Annotated in this window: 22 protein-coding genes; 5 read left to right on the top strand and 17 right to left on the bottom strand. The window is 35.2% G+C overall.

The window, feature by feature from the left end; all coding sequences use genetic code 11:
• Positions 1 to 11 precede the first annotated feature (11 nt).
• A complete protein-coding gene (locus tag HHU08_RS12480; protein ID WP_016203814.1) occupies positions 12 to 914 on the top strand; it encodes a LysR family transcriptional regulator in 903 nt (300 codons plus the stop codon).
• 63 nt (positions 915 to 977) lie between these two features.
• Here HHU08_RS12480 and pepF read toward each other — a convergent pair whose 3' ends face one another.
• Both pepF and HHU08_RS12470 read right to left on the bottom strand, forming a co-directional pair.
• Positions 978 to 2768, bottom strand: coding sequence for an oligoendopeptidase F (gene pepF / locus HHU08_RS12475; protein ID WP_016203813.1), 1791 nt, complete (start codon positions 2766 to 2768; stop codon positions 978 to 980).
• Between the two features lie 565 nt (positions 2769 to 3333).
• Positions 3334 to 3534, bottom strand: coding sequence for an IDEAL domain-containing protein (locus HHU08_RS12470; protein ID WP_169188590.1), 201 nt, complete (start codon positions 3532 to 3534; stop codon positions 3334 to 3336).
• Between the two features lie 300 nt (positions 3535 to 3834).
• Here HHU08_RS12470 and HHU08_RS12465 point away from each other — a divergent pair, with 300 nt between their 5' ends.
• Complete coding sequence (locus HHU08_RS12465) at positions 3835 to 4668, top strand: Cof-type HAD-IIB family hydrolase (protein WP_016203811.1); 834 nt, start codon at positions 3835 to 3837, stop codon at positions 4666 to 4668.
• A gap of 269 nt (positions 4669 to 4937) precedes the next feature.
• Here the strand turns inward: HHU08_RS12465 and HHU08_RS12460 are convergent, their stop codons facing one another.
• From HHU08_RS12460 to HHU08_RS25475, 3 genes are all read right to left on the bottom strand, one after another.
• The gene (locus HHU08_RS12460) at positions 4938 to 5177 is read right to left on the bottom strand and encodes a hypothetical protein (RefSeq protein WP_016203810.1); all 240 of its coding nucleotides are present in this window, start codon (positions 5175 to 5177) and stop codon (positions 4938 to 4940) included.
• Positions 5178 to 5210: 33 nt separating this feature from the next.
• Positions 5211 to 6284 carry a branched-chain amino acid aminotransferase gene (locus HHU08_RS12455; protein ID WP_101731169.1) on the bottom strand — a complete coding sequence of 358 codons (1074 nt, stop codon included), beginning with the start codon at positions 6282 to 6284 and terminating at the stop codon, positions 5211 to 5213.
• Positions 6285 to 6619: 335 nt separating this feature from the next.
• Positions 6620 to 6751 carry a hypothetical protein gene (locus HHU08_RS25475; protein ID WP_263479814.1) on the bottom strand — a complete coding sequence of 44 codons (132 nt, stop codon included), beginning with the start codon at positions 6749 to 6751 and terminating at the stop codon, positions 6620 to 6622.
• Positions 6752 to 7114: 363 nt separating this feature from the next.
• On the opposite strand from HHU08_RS25475, the gene HHU08_RS12450 reads away from it, so the two are divergent.
• A complete protein-coding gene (locus HHU08_RS12450; protein ID WP_016203809.1) occupies positions 7115 to 8245 on the top strand; it encodes a CAP domain-containing protein in 1131 nt (376 codons plus the stop codon).
• 174 nt (positions 8246 to 8419) lie between these two features.
• Here HHU08_RS12450 and HHU08_RS12445 read toward each other — a convergent pair whose 3' ends face one another.
• The 11 genes from HHU08_RS12445 to HHU08_RS12395 form a co-directional block, all read right to left on the bottom strand.
• Positions 8420 to 9331 carry an AEC family transporter gene (locus tag HHU08_RS12445; protein ID WP_169188589.1) on the bottom strand — a complete coding sequence of 304 codons (912 nt, stop codon included), beginning with the start codon at positions 9329 to 9331 and terminating at the stop codon, positions 8420 to 8422.
• Positions 9332 to 9482: 151 nt separating this feature from the next.
• Positions 9483 to 10745 carry an L-lactate MFS transporter gene (locus HHU08_RS12440; RefSeq protein ID WP_016203807.1) on the bottom strand — a complete coding sequence of 421 codons (1263 nt, stop codon included), beginning with the start codon at positions 10743 to 10745 and terminating at the stop codon, positions 9483 to 9485.
• Positions 10746 to 10804: 59 nt separating this feature from the next.
• A complete protein-coding gene (gene purT / locus HHU08_RS12435) occupies positions 10805 to 11986 on the bottom strand; it encodes a formate-dependent phosphoribosylglycinamide formyltransferase (protein ID WP_016203806.1) in 1182 nt (393 codons plus the stop codon).
• 414 nt (positions 11987 to 12400) lie between these two features.
• The gene (locus HHU08_RS12430; protein WP_040343684.1) at positions 12401 to 13744 is read right to left on the bottom strand and encodes an allantoinase; all 1344 of its coding nucleotides are present in this window, start codon (positions 13742 to 13744) and stop codon (positions 12401 to 12403) included.
• Positions 13745 to 14086, bottom strand: a complete 342-nt coding sequence (gene uraH, locus HHU08_RS12425) for a hydroxyisourate hydrolase (RefSeq protein WP_016203804.1) — start codon at positions 14084 to 14086, stop codon at positions 13745 to 13747. It abuts the gene before it with no gap.
• Between the two features lies 1 nt (position 14087).
• The gene (uraD, locus tag HHU08_RS12420) at positions 14088 to 14606 is read right to left on the bottom strand and encodes a 2-oxo-4-hydroxy-4-carboxy-5-ureidoimidazoline decarboxylase (RefSeq protein WP_016203803.1); all 519 of its coding nucleotides are present in this window, start codon (positions 14604 to 14606) and stop codon (positions 14088 to 14090) included.
• 27 nt (positions 14607 to 14633) lie between these two features.
• The gene (locus HHU08_RS12415; RefSeq protein WP_016203802.1) at positions 14634 to 15113 is read right to left on the bottom strand and encodes a (2Fe-2S)-binding protein; all 480 of its coding nucleotides are present in this window, start codon (positions 15111 to 15113) and stop codon (positions 14634 to 14636) included.
• Between the two features lie 10 nt (positions 15114 to 15123).
• Entirely contained in the window at positions 15124 to 17406 is a 2283-nt protein-coding gene (gene pucD / locus HHU08_RS12410) for a xanthine dehydrogenase subunit D (RefSeq protein ID WP_169188588.1), read from the bottom strand.
• 5 nt (positions 17407 to 17411) lie between these two features.
• The gene (locus tag HHU08_RS12405; RefSeq protein WP_169188587.1) at positions 17412 to 18287 is read right to left on the bottom strand and encodes an FAD binding domain-containing protein; all 876 of its coding nucleotides are present in this window, start codon (positions 18285 to 18287) and stop codon (positions 17412 to 17414) included.
• Between the two features lies 1 nt (position 18288).
• A complete protein-coding gene (locus tag HHU08_RS12400; protein WP_169188586.1) occupies positions 18289 to 18900 on the bottom strand; it encodes an NTP transferase domain-containing protein in 612 nt (203 codons plus the stop codon).
• A complete protein-coding gene (locus HHU08_RS12395) occupies positions 18897 to 19871 on the bottom strand; it encodes an XdhC family protein (protein ID WP_169188585.1) in 975 nt (324 codons plus the stop codon). The genes HHU08_RS12400 and HHU08_RS12395 overlap by 4 nt, the downstream gene beginning before the upstream one ends.
• Positions 19872 to 20318: 447 nt before the next feature.
• Here HHU08_RS12395 and HHU08_RS12390 point away from each other — a divergent pair, with 447 nt between their 5' ends.
• Together HHU08_RS12390 and HHU08_RS12385 are read left to right on the top strand one after the other, a co-directional pair.
• The gene (locus HHU08_RS12390; RefSeq protein ID WP_016203798.1) at positions 20319 to 20555 is read left to right on the top strand and encodes a helix-turn-helix transcriptional regulator; all 237 of its coding nucleotides are present in this window, start codon (positions 20319 to 20321) and stop codon (positions 20553 to 20555) included.
• Positions 20556 to 20704: 149 nt separating this feature from the next.
• Entirely contained in the window at positions 20705 to 21448 is a 744-nt protein-coding gene (locus HHU08_RS12385; protein WP_169188584.1) for a hypothetical protein, read from the top strand.
• An 83-nt stretch (positions 21449 to 21531) separates the two neighbouring features.
• Here HHU08_RS12385 and HHU08_RS12380 read toward each other — a convergent pair whose 3' ends face one another.
• A complete protein-coding gene (locus HHU08_RS12380) occupies positions 21532 to 22269 on the bottom strand; it encodes a 3D domain-containing protein (RefSeq protein WP_169188583.1) in 738 nt (245 codons plus the stop codon).
• Between the last annotated feature and the right edge of the window lie 61 nt (positions 22270 to 22330).

Raw genomic sequence — 22330 nt, 5'->3', positions numbered from 1 at the left:
AGGTCGTTAAAATGGAACTTAGACAATTAAAATACTTTATTGAGGTAGCGGAAAGGGAACATGTTTCAGAGGCTGCTGAACATCTTCATGTTGCTCAATCTGCTGTTAGTCGCCAAATTGCAAATTTAGAAGATGAATTAGGCGTTCAATTATTCGAACGAGAAGGTAGAAACGTAAAATTAACTTCGATTGGAAAAATTTTTTTAACCCATTCTCTTTCCATCATTAAGTCGGTTGATCAAGCTATTGAACAAGTAAATGCCTATTTGGATCCCGAAAGAGGTTCCATTAAAATAGGCTTTCCAACTAGTCTTGCTAGTCATTTGCTGCCAACCGTTATTTCTGCCTTTAAAGAAAAACACCCGCATGTAAAATTTCACTTGAGGCAGGGCTCTTATCATTTTTTAACCGAAGGAGTAAAAAACAGAGATTTAGATTTAGCCTTCTTAGGTCCTGTTCCAACAGACGACTTTTTATTAACGGGAAACATTCTGTTTACAGAAAAAATCTTTGCCTTATTGCCAAGTAACCATGTGTTAAGTGAAAGAAGAGCACTTAGATTACGTGATTTGCGTAATGATCAATTTGTTTTATTTCCAGAAGGGTATATATTGCAAAAAATCGCTTTTGATGCGTGTAAACAAGAAGGGTTTTTACCAAATATAAATGCAGAAGGCGAGGATTTAGATGCGATAAAAGGATTAGTTTCTGCAGGAATGGGTGTGACACTTTTACCAGAAAGTACTTTCTATGACAATGTTCCAAAGTTTACAGTGAAAATTCCAATTGAAGACCCCATTATTAGCCGAACGGTTGGTATTATCGTCCCAAGCAATCGGGAATCTCCTCCATCTGTTCAAACCTTTCGCAGATTTATCATCGACTTTTTTACTATATTAGAAAAATACCAGTAATAAAAGCAACAAGAAGGGTCAAATCTTTTAAAAAAAATTTTGACCCTTCTTTTCACCCGTTTTTTATTTTCCTAAAACTTCCTTCACTAAAGAATGGAAAATAGTAAGTGCATGATCAATTGGTTCTGGTGTAGTCAAATCGACGCCTGTTTTCTTAAGCAGTTCAAGAGGGTAATCAGAACTTCCACTTTTTAAAAAGTTTAAATAGTTTTCTACGTCCTCTTTCTTTCCTTCTAAAAGTTTGTCTGCAATATTAATAGCAGAAGCAAATCCGGTCGCATACTTATATACATAAAATGGTCGATAAAAATGAGGGATCCTCGACCAGCCATACTTCACTTGCTCATCTACTACTAAATCACTCCCATTGTATGCTTTAAATAATTCCTCATAGGTTGTATTGAAAAAATCCAAGGAAAGCGGCAATCCATTCTCAGCTTGCTCATGGACAGTTTTTTCGAATTCACTAAACATTACTTGAGTAAAAAATGTTCCTTTAAAGCTATCGATAAAATGATGTAGTAAATGCTCTCTTTTATCTGGATCTTTTTCTATTTTTAATAAATGCCTAATTAGCAAAACTTCATTAACCGTAGAAGCCACTTCTGCTACAAAAATGCTATATCCTGCACTTATTTGCGGCTGATGCTTGCTACTAAAATAAGAATGCATACCATGCCCACATTCATGAGCTAAAGTAAATAGACTATCTAAATCGTCTCGATGGTTAAGAAGAATATATGGGTGCACACCGTATAAACCTAAATTATATGCACCTGATCGTTTTCCTGGTGTTTCCCGCACATCTAAGTAACGCTTCTCTTTAAAGCTTTTTAATACAGAAATATAGTCTTCCCCTAACGGCTGTAAGGCATCAAGCATTATTTGGAACGCTTTATCGTAGCTGATTTCTTCTTTTGCTGCTTCTCCAACTAGTGGCACACTTAAATCATAGGCATGGAGCTCTTCAATCTGCAGTCGCTCTTTACGAAAATTCATATAGTCATCCAAATAAGGTAAGTTTTTTCTAGTTGTACGAATTAAATTATTGTACACTTCAACAGGAACTTGATCACCGAATAAGCTTTTTTCCAAGGCTGAAGGATAATTTCTTAGCTTTGCCGTTTTTACATTATTTTTTATTGCTGCACTAAAAGTAGCAGCTATCGTATTTTTTAGACCAATATAGGGCTTATAATACGCTAGATAAGCTTCTTTTCTTACTTCTCTATCTTCATTTTCGATTCGTTTCGCATACATTCCCCTTGTTAATTCAACCTTTTCTCCATTGTCATTTGTTACTTCTCCAAAGGTTATATCCGCATTGTTGATCATCCCGAAAACATTGCTAGGAACAGCTAATGATTCCCCGAGTTCTGATAAGATTTCTTCTTTTTCCTTGCTTAAAACATGTTTTTTATAGCGAAAGGATTCCAATAAATCCTTTTCGAAATAAGCTAATCCCTCTTCTTCTTTTATGTATGCTTTTAGTTCTTTTTCATCTAACGATAATAAATAGGGCATAAAAAAGGATGTGGCACTGCTATATTTTTGGCCGACATAACGTGTTTTTTCAATAAGGCTTTGTGCATGGGTATTACGCGTGTCTAAATCTAACAGCAGCATTCCGTATGCGTAAACTTTTCGATAAATAAAACTAACTTCCTCCGATAAAGATAGGTAAGTTAATAAGTTAGCTCCATTGGTAATTTTTCCATTGAATGCTTTAAGCCCATCAATTTTTTCCTTTACCGCTTCTAAATCCTTTTCCCACTCTTCTTCTGATTCATATATATCGCCTAAATTCCACTTTTCAAAAATTGCGACTTCTTCCCTTGTTTTAAATAGTTGCATAAACTTCCTCCCAGTTTTTCTATTGACTGTTTTTGTCTAGTTTGCTGCCTGTAATCTTAGACTAAATAGATTAGACTTTAAGTATATGCAGTAATCATACATAGAATTATCCTTTCGTGTAAAGTAGAAACGTTTCTATCCGCATTTTGGCATTTTCTTGTTAACAATTTTTATAAAGAAATTATATATATAAAGAGTCGTGATATAGAGACTTCCCCTGCGATATTATCATGTTAACTTCAAAGAAAAAGCTTGCTAAACTTCAAGTAACTATGTTATATTAATCAAGCGATGAGCTATATTGAATAAGTCAATGAACGTTATTACGCTATGTGGAGCGTAGTTTATTGCCTCAATACGTAGGATACATTTAAGTATCCCAGAAACTGCCGATAAACTTATGTTTATCGGCAGTTTCTATATTATACAACTTATTATCAATTCCAAATAAAAAGCTATCCTTTTTCACAGGTAAAGACCTCACTAAATTTCTTAGATGAAATATAGTAAGGTCTAACCTTTTAGGATAGCGGTTATGATTATTATTATAATTTTACTATGGTTATTAAGTAGTTAATTGATTTAACTCTTCCGTTAAGCGATAAAATAATTCTCTGTCACCAGCGATCAATGTTTCATCAATTTGTCTTTTTAGTTCTACTTTTCGAAAATCGTAAAGGGCTTTTTCTAAGACCATTTCAGCAAATAAAGAATCAACAACATTTCCTACAGACTGTTTTGGTGCATTTAATAAATACTTTTCCATTCGAATCAACCCCTTGTTCTTTTTTATAGTATAGCAGTAATTTTCTGATAATTCAAATACTTTTTTGAGGTAATTTATTCCTTTTAAAAAATATAACAAGCTACTTACTTTAACAAGTTCCCATCATTAAGGATTATAAACATAAAATAAAGAAATCTTCCCATCATTGGTGATTTTCTTTATTGAAATTATGAATTCAGCAAGAAATCCTGCTGTCGCAAACTCCGTTATTATTTTGATATTGGCTATTTCCAAATTTTCATGTATTCTTGATAGAGATTAAGAAAGGGGAAAATAGAAATGGCCTATAAAATGATCGTATTAGATATGGATGATACATTATTAACAGATGAACATATAATTTCTGAAGCAACAAAAAAAGCACTTATGCTTGCCCAAGAACATGGTGTAAAGGTAGTTCTTGCATCGGGAAGACCAACATATGCCATGCAGGAAGCTGCAAAAGAGCTAAAGCTTGCGGAATATGGTAGTTTTATTCTTTCATTCAATGGAGCGAAGATAATAAATTGTAAAACGGGTGAAGAACTGTTTAGCAGCACACTTGCTCCAAAAACCGTTCATCAGCTTTTTGATTTAAGCGAAAGAGAAAATGTATGGATTCATACGTATATGGAAGATGAAATCATTACACAACAAAATAATCCATTCACGGAAATCGAAGCACAAATAACAGGATTACCTATAAAAACAGTCGCAGATTTCAAGGAAACTGTTTCTTCTCCTGTTGTAAAGGTATTGATGGTAAAAGAAGAGGATCACTTAAAAGTAGTAGAAGCTAAATTACAAGCAGAGTTAGCAGAACATTTAAGTGTGATGCGCTCCAAGCCATTCTTCCTTGAGTTTACTGAATTAGGAGTTACAAAAGGGACAAGTCTAGCGTTTCTTATCGAAAAGCTTGGCATTACTAGAGAAGAAGTTATTGCCATCGGGGATAGCTATAATGATGTTGCAATGATTGAATTTGCAGGTCTCGGCGTAGCAATGGGTAATGCGCCAGATGATGTGAAGGAACTTGCAAATTTTGTCACAGATACGAATAATAACGATGGAGTTGCTAAAGTTATCAATACATTTATTTTAGAGCCTTTAGCTGCTGCTAAGCAATTAAACTAAGAAAGAAGCTGGGACATAACAAAATATATAATGCGTACAGACGAAGCCGAAGTGGCTTGGCGCTCGCACCATGGAAAGCGAAGTGTATTCAGTCTGCGGGTGATCAGCCCAAACCTTTTTTCTTAAAATGAATAAACCCCAAACAGTTATACGAATCTTTCTTTGCATGTACGTATAATCGTTCGGGGTTATTTGGTTAAAAATACTATGTCCAGCACTTTTCTTATATAGATTATCTAATTATTATCGTGCAATATGAAAAAGGGTTTTTATTCTTCCTCATCAGGATCATTAAAGACTTTAATCGTTTTAAAAGCCAAATTTATTTTAAAGTGAAGATTCCAATTACTGCGAAGAACCTCTATCTCATGGTCTTGAACAGAAACACATAAGACAACGTCCCCATCCCAATCCATTAATACATATTCGTTTTGGTTAGAGAAAAGTTTATAGTCTTTATGTGCTATTAAATTCCATCCAAAATTTAGCGTGTGGCTTTTATTCGCCATTAAGATGCTCCTTTATTTTCCTTGGAAAAGGAATTATTTCACTTCAACGGTCCATCCAAATGGATCTTCTTGTCTTCCATTTTGGATGTTAGTGATCGTATCATATAATTTTGTTGCTAATTCGCCTGTTTCTCCGTTATTAAGAACAATTTTTTCTTCATTCCAGAAAAATTCACCTATTGGAGAAATAACGGCTGCTGTACCAGTACCAAATGCTTCTTCTAATTCACCTTTTTTATGAGCTTCGAATATTTCTGCAATCGTAACTTTTCTTTCCGTTACAGGAATATTCCAATATTGTAGCAACTCCATAATACTGCTTCTTGTTACACCTTCTAAAATACTGCCATTTAATTGTGGGGTTACTACTTCTCCATTAATTTTGAAGAATACGTTCATTGCCCCTACTTCTTCAATATATTTCTTTTCCACGCCATCTAACCAAAGAACTTGAGAGTAGCCTTTTTCTGTCGCAATTTGCTGTGCTTTTAAGCTTGCGGCATAGTTACCAGCCGTTTTTGCTGAACCAGTACCACCAGCAACAGCGCGTACATATTCATTTTCTACAAAGATTTTTACAGGCTTAACACCTTCTTTATAATACGAACCTACAGGAGATAAAATGATCATAAATTTGTAGCTAATAGATGCTGCCACTCCTAAAAATGGTTGAGTGGAAATAATAAATGGTCTTATGTATAAAGAAGTTCCTTCCCCATTTGGAATCCATTCTTTGTCGATATTAATTAATTGTTTTAATGCATTTAATGCAAACTCTTCATCTATTTCTGGAATACAAAGTCTGTCATTTGATTTATTTAAACGCTCCATATTCTTTTCTGGTCTAAATAAAAGGACTTTTCCTTCTTTTGTTAAATAAGCTTTTAATCCTTCAAAAACTGCTTGGCCATAGTGGAAAATAACAGAAGCAGGATCTAAAGTAATTGGTTGGTAAGGAAGAATTTGTGCATCATGCCATCCTTTATCGACTGAATAATCCATCATAAACATATGGTCAGTGAACACTTTACCAAATACTAATGTAGAAGGATCCGGTTTTGGTTTCTTTTCTTTTGCTAATGTTACAGTGATTGTTTGTTCTGTCACGTTCCATTCTCCTTATCTTAAACATTATTTCTATTTATTATAACGCAAAGTTCTGATAGAGAAAGCAGTTTTAGTAAAAAGTTATAAAATATTTTTGAGAAACATCGATATCATCTGTTTCTATCGGCAAAATAAAGATAACTTCTATCAATCGGTGTTTTTCTTCATCCCCTACAGACGGTTAGTTGCACTTATCGGACCTTTCCAGGCAGTTATCCCTCACGTAGCTTTCTAGATTTTCCGCAGCTTAAGCTTAGCGGATTACTGCCCATTAAGAGTGGGATAACACAAAAAAACAACCATAATCTACACGAATGTACATTTGGTTGCCTATACTAATTCCAATGCTTTGTTTCTTCTAATAGTTCATCAATCTCTATGTCGATTAAATTCCAAGTGGATATATCTTGCTCTAAATCGGTTGTATTTGTTAAAATTTCGTCGATGTCGGTTCTAATTAAATGCATGATAGCCTCCTTTAAAACCGTTTAATTCTGTCTAGAGTTTATGTTAAATAGCATTTTCCATGATGGAAACGGTTATGTATATTATAGCAGTATTAACGTTTACATATAATAAAGATGCTTTACAAATTGATTACATGTTCGGTACAAAACAATGAAAAACATAATTAGAAGGAGATATTGCCAGAACATGATATAATTATAACTTATTAATATTGATGCTGTTTTATATTATAGGTATAAAGGGAAAGTAGTTAAAATACAGCGATATTCGTTACTTTTGGTCTATCTATATTAATAACCTTATTTGCTTGATTTATTCGTATTTTATTTGGTTATAATGGGTAGACAACGGGAGGTTTTAAAATGACAAAACTATTAAAATGGGTTATTACCATTCTGATCATATACGGAGCTTATAATTTTTATTTTAAAGAGAGCAAAAATAATGCAGTAACTGAACAATCTCCTACGTTAGAAAATAGTATCAATCAAAATTCAATTACTTCCTTTATTCAATCAGTTACAAAGGAATTAGGTAATTTAAAATCGCTCTTTAATGACGCTCAAGATATTCTTCCTGACTGGAATGTAGAAGAAAATGCTGAAGAAATAGCAAAACCAGAGTTAGTCACACCAAAGGATCATCCTTTTTCGATCTATAATATTTCTCTTGGGGATAATAAACAGGCAGTTGAAAAAACGCTTGGTAGCCCCCAACGAGTAACTACTAATGAATATGGAATCTCCTGGTTTACGTATCATCATAATTATCAAAATTTTGTTATGATAGGCTATGACGAAAATAATCAAGTAGCTGCCTTATATACAAATCAAGATTTAATCGCTTCTACTAACGGCATTAAAAAGGGAACAGAAAAAGCAAAAGTGTTAGAAACATTAGGAGAACCGCTAACAGAATTAAGAAAAGGGCTTGTTTCTTACAAAATGACGAATGACAGAGATTATGAGATGTTCTCGCTTGATGGTTCCTATGTTACAGTATTTTTTGATAAACATGAGAATAACACAGTAACTGCCCTTCAAATCGTAAGTTCTTCTATAGAAGAAAATCGGAAGGATTTTTATGTGGATGGCAGTGAGGAACTGAAAGAAGGATTTGAATACCAATTATTTGATTTGACAAATGCGAGTCGAGTTAATAACCATTTAAAGCCTTTATCATGGGATGAAGCAGTCAAAGAAACAGCCCGCAAGCATAGTTTAGATATGGCGGAAAATAATTATTTTAGTCATACTAATTTAGAAGGTGAGTCTCCGTTTGACCGGATGCTGAACGATGGCATTCGATATAGCATGGCAGGAGAAAATTTAGCCTACGGACAGAATAGCAGTATATTTGCCCATGAAGGCTTAATGAACTCCATGGGTCATCGGGAAAATATTCTCCAAAAAGATTTTGCCTTCCTAGGCATAGGAGTCGCCTTCAATAACAATGCTCAACCATACTATACAGAAAACTTTCTTACAAAATAAAACCAACCGGTCTATTCGACTTGGTTGGTTTTTCTTCTATTCTTTCATTTAATATTTAAAAATAAACGGTTAATTCAAACAGAATGTGCGAGGCTAATGTAGAATAAAATGTTCCATCTCGCTCATCGAAAAGTGAGCATCCCGAGTGAATTCATCCTTATTTGAAAATGCACTTTACACAATTAAATTACCAATCATCCAAATTAAGAAAAAACTAATCACAATCGATAAATTGGCAGCAGTTCCGACAAAATGTTGATTATATTTAAACTCCACACTATATGGAAGAACACTTGATGCCATCGGTAAAATTAAACCAATCAAGATCGTATAACGAAACATATCTTCTGCTGGCCATAAAAGATAAGCAAGTATCCCTAAAAATAAGCCAGTACCATATCGAATCCCAAGTACTCTTCCAATCCCCTTCCAATGCTTCTTTTCAAAAGAAAAATTCAAATAAATACCAAGTAGCAATAAAGATAGTGGCATATTTGCCTTTGAAATAGTGGACGTTACTTCAATCACCTGATGTGGCATATGAATACCAGTTATATTAATGAAGAAAATAAAAACATAGGTCATTAACGGAATGGACTTTCCTAATTTTCCTACTACCTGCTTCGTTGTCATTACTGTCCCTTCTTGTGAATAATAGCTACCAATTAAATAGCTAATCCCAAAGGTAACGAGTGCATTTCCAATATCAAACATGCCAAAATATTTAATCCCTTCAGCACCCCAAATCCCTTGAACTAAAGGATAGGCAAAGATACCAATATTAAATCCTGGAATAAGCATGCCTAGCATCCCTTTTTCCTTGTTTGCTTCCTTTCGAAATAAAAAAAGGCCAATAATCGAAATAAGAACTCCATAAAATAACCCTAAAAATACTAATATAAGCAATGACTTTTCAATAATCACGTTATGTAAGGTAGAGATAATCAAGCACGGTAGAGTGATATTAAAGATTATTCGTGCTAACCCTTCCCCATCCTTTTCTTTAATAATATTTCTCTGTTTAAAGAAATAACCAATTGCAATGATAATCACTGAATAAAAAAATTGGGTATTGAAATTTTCCATTTCTCTAAATTCCCCTAACTATGCAACAAATTTCCAATGAAACTACTATACTACTAATCAGAATGCTTGCAAAGGCTTAGACGGAAAAAAACTTGATACGAGATAAGAAAATTTCTTATCCATCGTATCAAGTTCTAGTTAAAACGTCATTTTAAAAACTACTGCTTTCTGTTACTGTTTTATTTAGTTCTTTTAATCTACGAATATCTAAACGAATTAACAAAGAAACAGCTAGTGATACAATAAAAAGACACGAAAATACCAGTAATGTTCCTTGATAGCTTCCTGTAGTATCCCGAATCCATGACACAATGCTAGGTCCTGCAACACCTGCTGCTGACCAAGCAGTAAGAATATAGCCATGAATAGCACCTAACTGCTTTGTTCCAAATAAATCACCAATATAGGCAGGAATTGATGCAAATCCTCCACCATAGCAGGACATAATAATAAATACGATGATAGAAAAAGCGATATAATGATGTAAATGCGGCAGAGCAAAGAATGCTACTACTTGGATTGCGAAAAACAAGGTATAGACATTTGGTCTGCCAATATAATCAGAAATGGTTGCCCATGCAATTCTACCAAACCCGTTAAATACACCCATAATCCCTACTAGTGTCGCAGCACCAGCTACGGATAATCCTGCTAATTCCTGCCCCATTGGAGAAGCGACTGCAAGGATGGCAATTCCACAAGTGATATTGATAAACAACATAATCCATAATGCCCAAAATCTTTTTGTTTTTACCGCTTCATTTGCAGTTAATTGGGATAAATCTTCTTTTACCTTGATTTGACCAGTTTCCATCGATTGTTTAAATCCAATTGGCATGTACCCTTTAGGTGGTGCCTCTAAATATTGTGCAGAACATAAAATGATTACAAAATAGATTGCACCTAGAATATAGAAAGTATTCGATATACCTACTGTATTAATCAAATGATTCATAACAGGGCTGCTTATCATAGAAGCAAATCCGAATCCCATAATTGCTAGCCCTGTTGCTAATCCTCTACGATCGGGAAACCACTTAACCAGCGTTGATACAGGTGTAATATAGCCAACTCCTAATCCGATTCCGCCAAACATACCATAAGTGATATAAAGTAGAGGTAAAGATTCAATACTGGTGGCAAATCCAGCACCTACCATTCCTAATCCAAACAAAACAGCAGAAAGCCTACCTGAAGCACGAGGACCATATTTTTCAACAAAATGACCGAGAAATGCTGCTGATAAACCTAAAAATAAAATAGCGATACTAAACGTCCAAGAAATACTAGTTAAGCTCCAGTTGTATTGAGATTCAAGCGGTTTTGTAAACACACTCCATGCATATACAGATCCAATTGAAATATGAATACCAACTGCAGATAAAGCGATTAGCCAACGATTTTTTGTTTTCATTTTTGTTATACCCCTAATATGTTATTTGCCGATCATTAATAATTAATTAGTTAATAGAGTTATAGCTTATAATCAATAGCTAGTAATTCCGCTGCTTTTCGGACACCATCTAATGCTAATTCAACGGTTTCATTTGTATGCAATACTACTGCCATTCTTCTTCCCTTTGTCGTCTTTGGTTTACCGAATACACGGACTTGTGTGTTTTCAACAGATAAAGCTTCTTTTATTCCAGTTATGGAGTATGTTTCACTTTCTTTTATTGCTTTTAATGTCTTACTCGCACCAGGAGCATGCAATTTCACACCTGTAACAGGGTAACCGAGAATCGCTCTTACATGTAAAGCAAATTCGGAAAGATCTTGTGTTATCATTGTTACCATCCCTGTATCGTGAGGTCTAGGGGAAACTTCACTAAAATAGACACCGTTCGCTGTTAAAAATAATTCCACACCAAATAGTCCATATCCACCTAAGCTATCCGTTATTTTCTTAGCAATCTCTTCTGCCTCAGCCAGTTGTTCATCTGACATAAAATGAGGTTGCCAAGATTCAATATAATCCCCATCTTTTTGTATATGTCCAATGGGAGGACAGTAAGTTGTGCCATTAACCGAACGGACTGTCAAAAGGGTTATTTCTGATTCAAATACAATAAACTCTTCTATAATTACTCGTGTTTTTTTCCCTCTTCCGCCATTGACTGCTTCCTGCCATGATGCTTCGATTTCATCCACACTTCGGCAAATACTTTGCCCTTTACCAGATGAACTCATAACCGGCTTAATGACACAAGGAAATCCAATAGTATGTACTGCTTCTTCCAGTTCTTCTATGCTATTTGCAAAGGCATACTTTGCTGTAGGCAAGTTCAATGTCTCGCTTGCCAATCTTCTAATTCCTTCGCGGTCCATCGTTAAATATGTAGCATGGGCAGTTGGAACTACTGTATAGCCCTCTTTTTCTAAATCTAGTAGTGTCTTCGTTGCAATCGCCTCAATTTCAGGAACAATATAATCAGGCTTTTCCTTTTCGATAACCGCTCTTAATTGGTCACCATCAAGCATATCTATTGTGTAAGAACGATGTGCAACATGACTCGCTGGCGCATGGTCATATCGATCAACAGCAATCGTTTCGACACCTAAACGCTGTGCCTCAATGATAACTTCCTTCCCTAACTCTCCAGAACCTAAAACAATGATTTTTTTTGCTTGTGAAGTATTTGGTGCTCCTACCATGATGCCACTCCCCCTAAATAATAAATTATTCCTTTATTCAGCATAATAACGTAAAATTATTGTCTATTCAAGCATTTTTTTCTTAATTTCCGAACATTAAGAGGTTGAACGTTATAATAATTCGGTTTTATTCCGTCGGAAAAATCGCTTACTTTTAATAATTCAACTTTTTTATTTAGAGTAAGCACAAAAAAAGCATTAGAAATTTCCAATGCTTTTCAAGCGTAACCTAAAGTGAAACTTCCATCAGTAGGGTTTTCCTTCCTCTTCCACTGATGGTTAGTTGAACGAATCGGACCTTTACGGACAGTTGATCTCCCTCATATTCTCATAAACTTTGAGGGGGAGTCTTACTGTCCGTTAAGAGTGGGATAAAGAAAGCTTTCGAGGGAGTACTTCATTAAAGATATTTTTTTATTTTGGGCTAGATATCTTATTACCCTTAAGAGTTGAATAAACGATTTGACCTTGACTTATCGTTGCTTTTACTCGTCCACGAAATGTTTTTCCAATATAAGGACTTAACTTATTTTTATAATATAAATCTTCTTTTTGTAAGGTAAACTGTTCATTTAAATCAACGATTGCTATATCACCATCACTCCCTATGGAAAAACTACCTTTATTAGGAAATATTCCAAATCTTTTTGCTGGATTAGCACTTGTGATTTTTGCAATCATTTCTAACGGTATACCTCTTTTCCAATAGCCTTCTTCTAATAAAACAGATAGAGTCGTTTGGCATCCTGAAATTCCTCCCCACGCCTCTAATAGAGTCCCTTCTTTCATAGAAACCAGTGACGGGGAATGATCTGAACCAATCACATCTATTTCCCCCTTACCAATCGCCGCCCAAAGGTTATCTATTTCCTGTTTAGTTCGTAATGGTGGAGCACATTTTGCAACCGAACCAAGTTTCTCTAAGTCATTTACTGTTAGCGATAAATAGTGTGGACAAGTTTCCACACTTATATCTACTCCTTTTGCTTTAGCTGCTAATATCGGTTTCAAAACCTTGGAGCTACTTATATGAACGATATGTACTTTACATTTTGTTACTTCTGCATAAGCGATAATACGTTGAACTGCTTCTATTTCAGAGTAAATTGGTCTCGCATTTGCAAAGGCTAAAGCAGAATGATCCCTTCGACTAATAATCTCCTCACTCAAAAAACTGGTGATTGTATCACTTTCAGCATGTACTGCTAAAATACTTTGTAGTTCGGCGATTTTTTTCATAGATTGCAGTAAAGTCCGGTCATCTGAGAATTGAAAATCTTCTATTCCGCTATTGGACATAAAAGCTTTAAAGCCAATCACCCCACATTGGTAAAGTTTTTCTAGTTCGTCTAGATTACCAGGTACCACTCCACCCCATAATCGATAATCAATAAGTGATTTTTCTTTGGCAAGCGCATCTTTTTGTAGAAATGCCTCCTTCGTTGTAGTGGGAGGATGACTGTTTAATGGCATATCAAAGAATAAGGTTGATCCACCAGCTGCTAAACTTTTACTTCCCGTCTTAAAGCCTTCCCATTCACTTCTTCCAGGTTCATTGAAATGCACGTGGGTGTCAATAACACCGGGAAATAAATATAGTCCATCTGCATCTATGCTGTGTTTTCCTTGGTTTGGCATAATATGTGCATCAATTTCTACTATTTTCCCTTCTTTTATCCCTACATTAGCTTTTATTTGCTTTTCCTCATTAACAATCATTCCATTTTTGATTACTAAATCATATTCCCACAAATTCATTCAACTCCCTCGATAGGTTTGATATCCCCAGCCAGATAATAATAAAGGAATGTGATAATGCACTTGTGTTTTGTCTGTATAGAAACGAATCGGAATCGAAGTTAAAAAATTATTTTTACCTTCTGCTCTTTGAAAATACTCTTTAACCAAAAATACTAATTCATATTCCCCATCTTCCACTTTTTCTAATAATACAGTCTCTACTCTGCCATCCTCATTTGTTAGTCCGTTTGCTATAAATGTTCTAGTCGAATTTGTTATTTCCCATAACTCTACTTTAATTCCAGCACCTGGTTTTCCTTGAGTTAAATCCAAAACATGGGTTGTAATTCCTGTTTTCATCCTATGCTCCTCGTTCTTCTGTTTGTAGTTTGACGATGTCGTCTAATCGGAATTTCGCTATCGCAAATATTTGCGTTAATGCTGTTTGAAATTCTTCTTCTTTTGTATGGTTAATCCTATTCTTCATCGACTGGTAAATCGTTTCCTTTGTATGTCCCTTTACAGCTAGGATAAAGGGAAAACCGAATTTATTAGCATAGGATTTATTTAATGAAGCAAATTCTTTATATTCTTCTTCTGAAAGAGAATCAAGTCCTGCTCCTATTTGTTCTTTAACAGAAGAATCGGTCATCTTCAATTTCCCTCCTAAATCTGGATGTGCTCGAATTAATTCCAACTGATCACCGATCGGTGCCTCTGTTACTGCCTGTACCATTAATTGATGAAGCGTATTTAAGTTCGGAAAAGGGCGATAATCCCAAGTTTTATTTGCAATCCAAGGACTATGTTCAAACACCCAACCAATTTTTTCGATAAATTCTTGACGATTCATTTTATTTATTGCTGCTATTGAATACATATCTCCATTCCTTCCACTATCGGTTGATTAATTCTTTTGTGTTAATAAATCGACTGCTCGCAGAATTCCTTCGTATCCTGTACATCGACAAAGATTTCCGGATAATGCTGTAAGGACTTCCTCCTTTGTTGGTTGCTCTTTCTCATCTAGCAAACTTTTTAACGCCATAACCATCCCAGGGGTGCAATAACCACATTGAAGGGCTCCAGCTTGTAAAAACGCCTCTTGAATAGGATGTAGCCTATCTTCTGCTAAACTTTCAATCGAGAAAATTTCCGCATCTTCTATCTGATAAGCCATTATTAAGCAGGAATTAACTAATTTTCCGTTCATAATAACAGAACAAGCTCCACATCTGCCTACTTCACATGCTATTTTCGTTCCTGTTAGCGCTAAACAATCACGAAGAATATCGACTAGACGAAAAGTTGGAGGGAGTGTTAACTCTATTAGTTTTCCATTGATTTTAAAGCTTGTTGTTTTTTCGGTTATTTTATTTGTATCCATCTTACTCCTCCTAACCTATTAAAGCCTTTTGTTCGATTGCTTTTAAAATCTCATCTGGTTGCACAGGCAATCGATTCAACCAAAGTCCTGTAGCATCATGAATAGCGGAAACAATAGCTGGTGCAACTGCAACAGTCCCTATTTCTCCTACGCCTCTTGGTCCATATGTGTCACCGTTAACTAATCCTTCAATTGCAAAGACATTTGTTTCCTTTGGGATATCTAAAATCGTTGGGATTAGATAAGTGTCTAGGTTTTCTGTCATATATCGTCCATTTTCCATGACAGCATCTTCCATGAGTGTGAATCCCAGCCCCATATTTGCTCCACCTTCAATTTGCCCTAAATAGCCCATTGGATTGACAACGGGTCCTGCTGAAATAACATGGTCCATTTTCGTAACTGCCACTCTGCCTGTTAATAGATCTACTTCTACTTCTGCAGCCACACCAGCAAAAGTATATAAAAAATGACCGCCATCAATAGCATGGGGAGTAGTAGGAAAATGATAACTAGTAAAGACAGTTGGAAGTTCTTCTAAAGACGTCGCTAGCTCTCGATATGTTAGTATAAGTCGCTGCGGCTTTTCTGGTTGTTCACAGAACCAAATCCCACTTTTACCAAGAGAGAGCTTCTCTTTCGTCATGTTAGTTTGTTTTTCTGCTGCATTTAACATTTTTTCGATAAAAGCTGCTTTTAATTTAGCAATTCCTAGCCACACCATATTGGTTCCTCTTGAGGCAGTTGATGATCCCGAATGGGGAACTTTCGCCGTATCTCCAATAACGATCGCTACATCACTAGAATCACAGTTAAAAGTTTCGGTCATAATCATATCTATCGTTGGAATCAAACCTTGCCCACATTCTTCAAAGCCAAAAGAAACCTCTAATTTACCAGCACTATTTAAGGATAAGCGTGCACCAGATGGGTCTGGCCTACCATAACCAAGACCTCCGCCATGCATCGTAATACTGTAGCCTCTCCCTTTTATCTTCCATTGACCTGAAGGAATCGTAGCTGTATTTTTTTGTAGAATCGGAGATTTAATGATTTCTGTAAGAACAGCTTTCGCTCCATCAGTTGGAACAATCTGCTGTTCAACTGGACCAGGGTCCATTGTTTGTCGTAAGTTTTTTAAACGAAGCTCGGTTGGATTTATGCCTGATTTTTCTGCTATACGTTCCATTTGTGTTTCTAAAGCAAAGGTTATTTGATTTCCGCCGAATCCTCGAAATTCACCTGCCACACCATTGTTCGTATAAACAGAATACCCTTCGACCTCCACATTCTCGATGCGGTATGGACCAGCACTATGCTCTACAGCAAAGTCTAAAACGGCTGGTCCTAATGTAGCATAGGCCCCAGTATCTGCAATTATTTTTACTTGATGAGCAATTAGATTACCAGACTCGTCGCTTCCAGTCTTCATAAATATTTTCATCGGATGTCTTTTTAAACCAGCTTTGATTGAAACTCTTCTAGATTGATGAATTTTTACAGGTCGTTTTGTTTTTAAGGCTAAAATACTAATATATGGCTGTATATTCAGTTCATCCTTGCCTCCGAATGACCCTCCAATTGGACTGGAAATTATCCTAATCTTTTCAGGAATAATATCTAGAATTCTAGAAAGCTGCAATTGATCTTTAAATCCATGCTGTGTCGGTGCGTATATGGTTAATCCACCATCCTCATCAGGAACAGCTACACCGCCTTCTGTTTCCATATACACATGCATTTGTCTAGGTGTATGGTACGACTCTTCTACAATGATTGCACACCGATTAAACACTTCTTCTAACTTCGCCTCTCCTTTCTTAAAAGCAGCTTTATGAAGAAGATTACCGCCCTTGTGTAATTTTACAGCTGATTTATCTAATGCTAATTCCGGATCTGTTACTGTTTGTAATGGACTATATGTTACTTTAATTAACGAAATTGCTTTTTGTGCAATTTCTTTTGTTTCTGCAGCTACTGCCGCGATAGCATCACCGACATATCTCACTTTATCGACACAAAACACTGGCTGATCCTGAATTACTATTCCAAAGCCATTTAAGCCTGGGACATCCTTATACGTAATAATAGCCGTAACTCCTGTGAGATCTTCTGCTTCTTTTGTATCAATTGATTCAATTTTTGCATGAGGATGTTCACTTCTCAAGATCGCACCATAGAGCATTTGCGGGAACACCATATCGGTCAAATATTTCAGTTTTCCTGTTACTTTTGGTTCCCCATCCCTTCTTTTTTTCCATCTAACGCCTGCACTTGTAATATCAAGAACCATATGACTTACTCCTTTCTCTGGCGATTTAGGAAGTCTTTTATAGTGGCAATAAATAGGTTTGCAGCAACCTGTTTACGATATTCCTCTGTTACAAAAGGATCAGTGTAAGAAGAAAAATCTGCTTGGATGACTTTATTTAAGTGCTTCCAGTCAGTTGTTTCTCCACCATTTATAAGCTCTTTCTCCGTTTCTGTAAGTCGACAAGGAAGATGTGCCCCTCCACCAATTGATAGTCTTGCTGTTTTAATAATTGTATCTTGAAACTCCAGATAACCCGCGACAGAAATAATCGCTGCTGTAAAGCTCTCTCGCCTTCCAATTTTTCTAAAAAAAGAATAGGTTGATATATTGGTAACATGTATAGGTATGAAGATGTTTGTTAGTAATTCAGAAGATGGCGGGTGCGGTTTTACTAGCCATTCTCTTAATGGAATTATATATTCATGTTTACCATTGAAAAACGATAACTGTGCCTGTAAAACCAGCAAGACTGAGATTGTATCACCAATTTTACTGCAAATATTTCCACCTATTGTTCCGCGATTTCGTACAGCAGGAGCTGCAATCTTTTCACAAGCTTCTGTAAGGATAGATGCGTTTCTTTGAACTAACTGGTTATTCAAACAATCTGCTATTGTCATGGCGGCCCCGATCTTTAAGTATCGCTGTCCATTTATATCTGTTTCAGTTATTCCTTTTAATGGCTGTAATTTTTCCGTGCTAATAAGGTGTACTGGCTTTTCCACTCCGGCTTCCCAATTTATTTGGAGAATCGTACCGCCGGATATAATAAGACTATTTGGATTAGATAGATTGCTAACATCTGATAATACATAAGGGATTTCGACAGTTATTGGATAAGCGTCAGCAGAGATTTTCATCTTATTTCCTCCTTACTAGCGCATTGTAATAATCTATTTTCGTATCGATATCAATAAAGAATAATTCTTCAGAAAATTCAATTTTTCCACCTTGTATCTTACCATTGTTTATTATTTTCCTTGCCCCCATATCTCCTTCTAACAGCTTTATTTTTGAATATACTGATGGAAGAAAAAGAATAGGTGGCATTAACACACCATTATGCATACTAGCTGCAAACTCTTCAGATGAATGTATAGGAGTTTTTACTATTTTTCTAATCATCTCTTCGGTAATGAAGGGCTGATCAGCTAAACATACTAAGATTTTATCTGCTTGTTTTTCGACGGCTACTTCAAATCCCTTCTTTAAAGAAAAGGACTGCCCTCTATTTGCATCCTTACAGCGAATTATATCTCCTTTCTCTCCATTTAAACTCCTTTTATTTTCTATTGAAATCCAATTGACTGGATCAGTTGGTTTAACAATAACGAAAACATAATCGATAAATGGAGCAGTCAGCAATACGGACAATGCAGTATTGCCAACTGTTTCGTTTCCGAAGGCTAGCGACAGTTTATTTTCTCCCATCCTACTACTTTTTCCTGCAGCTAAATAAATCGCTGTAATCATAGCTGCTCTCTTGCAACAGCTTTTTTTTCATTTTTTGTCTTAATCAATTCTGCTATAATGCTAATTGCAATTTCTTCGGGACTTTCTGAATAAATTAGTAAACCAACTGGATAGTGAATCCAATCTGGCTTTATTATTCCTGCTAATAATCTTTCAGACCTTTTTCTTGATCCCAGTAACCCAAAGTATTTCACCTTTCTTTGTAGCAAATACTTCACTATTTCTTGATCTTTCATAAAGCTGTGACTCATGGTGATAACATAATCATTTTCCGTGGGATTTATTTCTTCCATCACTTTTGAGGGAGTACCTATATGATATTCCTTCGCATATGGGATTGTTTCTTCTGAACAATAAGCTTGACGCCAGTCAGATAAAATAACATAGAATCCAGCCTTGCTGGCAAAATAGACGACAGGCTTGACGTCTGGTCCAGCTCCGTAAATGATTAATTTTGGTCGTGGATATAATATCTGATTGAATATTAATCGATCCTCTGTATCTAAAGAAACAATAGAAGTATTCTCTTCCTCTATATTAGTTTTGAGTGAATTTTCAATATATTTATTTACCTTATTAAAAACTTTAACAAGTTTTACCTTGTGTCCATTTTGCAAAAGAGAGTTTAATTGTAGAAAAACATTCCTTGTTTCAAATGTGATCGGTTCAACCAAAATATAAATTTTTCCATCACACCCTACCCCCTGCCCCCACGATAAATCATCTTCAGAACGTAAGTCGTATTCCATTAGAAAGGCCTCATCTGATTCTTGCATAGCTATTCTGGCCAACAAATCCTGTTCGACACAGCCACCAGTTAGTAAGCCTTTCTCCATGCCTTTATCTGATATCAGCATCATCGTTCCTTCTTTGCGATAAGCTGACCCTTCTACTTTTACAATCGTGGCTAAATAACTATGACACTCCGTTACAAGGACTGAATCAATAACAGAATAATGATCGGAAGACATGCGCATTCCTCCAAAAGGATAATTTTCTAAAATAACGACTGTTAACTTTTATTACATCTCATGTTATTACATCATATTAATGGCTTCATTTTTATATGTCATTGGACTAATTATATAATTAATTATTTGCTCATTAGATATTTTGACCAAATTTTCTAAATTATTAATCAATTTAACTCTTTCTCCTTATAACTTATTCTCGGTGAACTAATGTATGGATGATAATACGAAACAACGCTTGTATAATATAAGCTCCGTAAATATAACAATTACTATAAGAACTGAATTGGTACAAGACACTTTATAAATACAGTAAATTATATTTTACTTGCTTAGTATATTTACATTTTCATGAATATCAACTATAATGCACGTAGCTTGAATAAAAATACATTCTTCTTTTCGTCTTTCTTATTTATACTTTTATTCAATTAAATGAGGTGGACTATGAATAAAGAAATAATCAAATTTATTAGGAAAAATTACGAAATGACACAGAGAGACTTTGCCCGTGTTCTAAATTGTAGCTTTGCATTAATTGCATTGGTGGAAGTCGGAAAGCGAAGAGTTAGTAAAGATCTAGAAAATAAGATTAGACAAACATTTAATATTGACGATCAAGATATCGCATCCATTACATCCATATTAACAGAAATAAGTAAAGGAATTCCTCCCTTTATGTAATTTTCCAAGAAGAAAATAGAAAGTACTTACAGTCCCAATGATTCATTCGATGTAGATATTTTCTATTTTCTTCTATTTCAAAATTATTTCACGGTGCACTCTTTCTCCCCCATCCAAATAGGATAAAGAAGGATGAAAGGAGGAGTAAAATGCCCACAAATAACCCGGTTAATCCGTCCTCAAAGGTTTATCTTCCGAAACTTCCTGCTGAAACGTTAAATAATCAATCCCATTTCCAGCAAAATTTTTTACAAGATTACTTATTAAATCAACGTATCCAAAGTGAACATTTAACTACATTATTAAAGAGTTTTCAGGAAGAATCTTTCGAAAGACAGGAGAACCATTATAGGCAAATCAGTGAAATTGATTATAAATTAGAGCTCAACGATTCTATTTCACAAGATTTATTAGAAAAACTTGCTGTACTAGATAAGGAAACTTCAAAAATCGAAGAACAACTAGACTTTCTTGCCCAACTCGCACAAGAGCAAAAGGAAATAACGAGCGAAGAAACCCTTCGTCAAACTGCTTTATTCGATCAATTGATGTTTCAAGAAAAGGATATTTCTACAATCTCAAGTAAAATGGATAATTTTAATCACCTTGCTACAGAGATGAAAACGAAATTAGATGAAACAGAATCGAGTTATCAACAAATATCCGAAAAGCTAGATATCCAAGAAATATTTCATCAAACACTTCTACAAAGTATGGAAGAAACAAATGGAAATGTGAATAAACTGAGCAGACAAATCGAACATGTGAAAGAAATTCTTTTTGAACGTGTTCACTATTTAGCCGAAAAAATTGAAAACAATGTAAAAAGCATAGCCCAGCCAATTCAACGCTTCTTTCTTCATTCTGAAAAAGACGAAACTATTAAGAAGTAAGTAAGCAAATAAAAAGACTGTCTATAAGGATATCACCTTTCAACTAAGTGAAAGGTGAATCTTTACGAACAGTCCTTTTTTACTTAATCAAGTATTTTTACAGATACTTGCTTTCTTCCCCAGTTTAACGCTTCAGACTTTGTTGCTACATGTACGTCGATTTTCTTGCCTTTTATTGCTCCGCCGGTATCTCCAGCTATCGCTGTACCGTACCCTTCTACATATACTGTCGAACCTAGTGGAATGACGCTAGGATCAACGGAGATCACCTTTTTATTTGGATTATCTTTTAAATTTATGCCAGTCGCAGTGACACCAGAACAGCCTTTGCAATCTGCTGTATATGCAGTAGCTTCCACCGTGATTTCTTTTGATTTTGCAGTTGTATTCGTATTTGCATTTATTGTATTTTCTGCTTTTACGGCTTTGTTAACAGTTGTTATATTGGTTTTACTGCTTGTGGAACCATTATTTTTTGAAACAATCAATACGTCATCTTTATGTATTGTATCGCTTTTTAATTTATTCCATTCTTTTAATTGATCAACTGTTGTATTATATTTTTGAGAGATTTTCCAAAGATTATCTCCTGCTTTTACTTTATGTTTTTTCTCTTCTTGAATCGTTAGTGTATCATTTACTTTAATGATGTCACTATCTAAATCATTCCATTTCTTTATATCATTAATACTCACGTTTTTTTCTTGTGAAATAGACCAAAGCGTATCTCCTTTTTCTACTTTGATTTCCTCCGCACCTACAAACGGAGCAGCTGTTGTAAGTATCGACGCACAAGTTAGAATTGAAAAGATTTTTTTCATTTTATACCTCCTTGAATAGCTCCAGTTGAGCTAACAGGTATAATCTTATCATGAAAAAGCT

The sequence above is a fragment of the Niallia alba genome, assembly GCF_012933555.1.
In the GTDB taxonomy this organism is placed as follows: domain Bacteria; phylum Bacillota; class Bacilli; order Bacillales; family Cytobacillaceae; genus Niallia; species Niallia alba.
Note: the sequence above shows the minus strand (reverse complement) of the source record. Positions and strands in the feature narration are given on the sequence as shown.

Bases quoted from the DNA above. Each gene is read 5' to 3' on its own strand.
- HHU08_RS12390 (WP_016203798.1), top strand. From the start codon at position 20,319: ATGAATAAAGAAATAATCAAATTTATTAGGAAAAATTACGAAATGACA.
- HHU08_RS12400 (WP_169188586.1), bottom strand. From the start codon at position 18,900: ATGATTACAGCGATTTATTTAGCTGCAGGAAAAAGTAGTAGGATGGGA.
- HHU08_RS12405 (WP_169188587.1), bottom strand. From the start codon at position 18,287: ATGAAAATCTCTGCTGACGCTTATCCAATAACTGTCGAAATCCCTTAT.
- uraD (WP_016203803.1), bottom strand. From the start codon at position 14,606: ATGTATTCAATAGCAGCAATAAATAAAATGAATCGTCAAGAATTTATC.
- HHU08_RS12415 (WP_016203802.1), bottom strand. From the start codon at position 15,113: ATGGATACAAATAAAATAACCGAAAAAACAACAAGCTTTAAAATCAAT.
- HHU08_RS12470 (WP_169188590.1), bottom strand. From the start codon at position 3,534: ATGGAAAAGTATTTATTAAATGCACCAAAACAGTCTGTAGGAAATGTT.
- HHU08_RS12465 (WP_016203811.1), top strand. From the start codon at position 3,835: ATGGCCTATAAAATGATCGTATTAGATATGGATGATACATTATTAACA.
- uraH (WP_016203804.1), bottom strand. From the start codon at position 14,086: ATGAAAACAGGAATTACAACCCATGTTTTGGATTTAACTCAAGGAAAA.
- HHU08_RS12440 (WP_016203807.1), bottom strand. From the start codon at position 10,745: ATGAAAACAAAAAATCGTTGGCTAATCGCTTTATCTGCAGTTGGTATT.
- HHU08_RS25475 (WP_263479814.1), bottom strand. From the start codon at position 6,751: ATGCATTTAATTAGAACCGACATCGACGAAATTTTAACAAATACAACC.
- purT (WP_016203806.1), bottom strand. From the start codon at position 11,986: ATGGTAGGAGCACCAAATACTTCACAAGCAAAAAAAATCATTGTTTTA.
- HHU08_RS12445 (WP_169188589.1), bottom strand. From the start codon at position 9,331: ATGGAAAATTTCAATACCCAATTTTTTTATTCAGTGATTATCATTGCA.
- pucD (WP_169188588.1), bottom strand. From the start codon at position 17,406: ATGGTTCTTGATATTACAAGTGCAGGCGTTAGATGGAAAAAAAGAAGG.
- pepF (WP_016203813.1), bottom strand. From the start codon at position 2,768: ATGCAACTATTTAAAACAAGGGAAGAAGTCGCAATTTTTGAAAAGTGG.
- HHU08_RS12380 (WP_169188583.1), bottom strand. From the start codon at position 22,269: ATGAAAAAAATCTTTTCAATTCTAACTTGTGCGTCGATACTTACAACA.
- HHU08_RS12480 (WP_016203814.1), top strand. From the start codon at position 12: ATGGAACTTAGACAATTAAAATACTTTATTGAGGTAGCGGAAAGGGAA.
- HHU08_RS12450 (WP_016203809.1), top strand. From the start codon at position 7,115: ATGACAAAACTATTAAAATGGGTTATTACCATTCTGATCATATACGGA.
- HHU08_RS12430 (WP_040343684.1), bottom strand. From the start codon at position 13,744: ATGAATTTGTGGGAATATGATTTAGTAATCAAAAATGGAATGATTGTT.
- HHU08_RS12385 (WP_169188584.1), top strand. From the start codon at position 20,705: ATGCCCACAAATAACCCGGTTAATCCGTCCTCAAAGGTTTATCTTCCG.
- HHU08_RS12460 (WP_016203810.1), bottom strand. From the start codon at position 5,177: ATGGCGAATAAAAGCCACACGCTAAATTTTGGATGGAATTTAATAGCA.
- HHU08_RS12395 (WP_169188585.1), bottom strand. From the start codon at position 19,871: ATGTCTTCCGATCATTATTCTGTTATTGATTCAGTCCTTGTAACGGAG.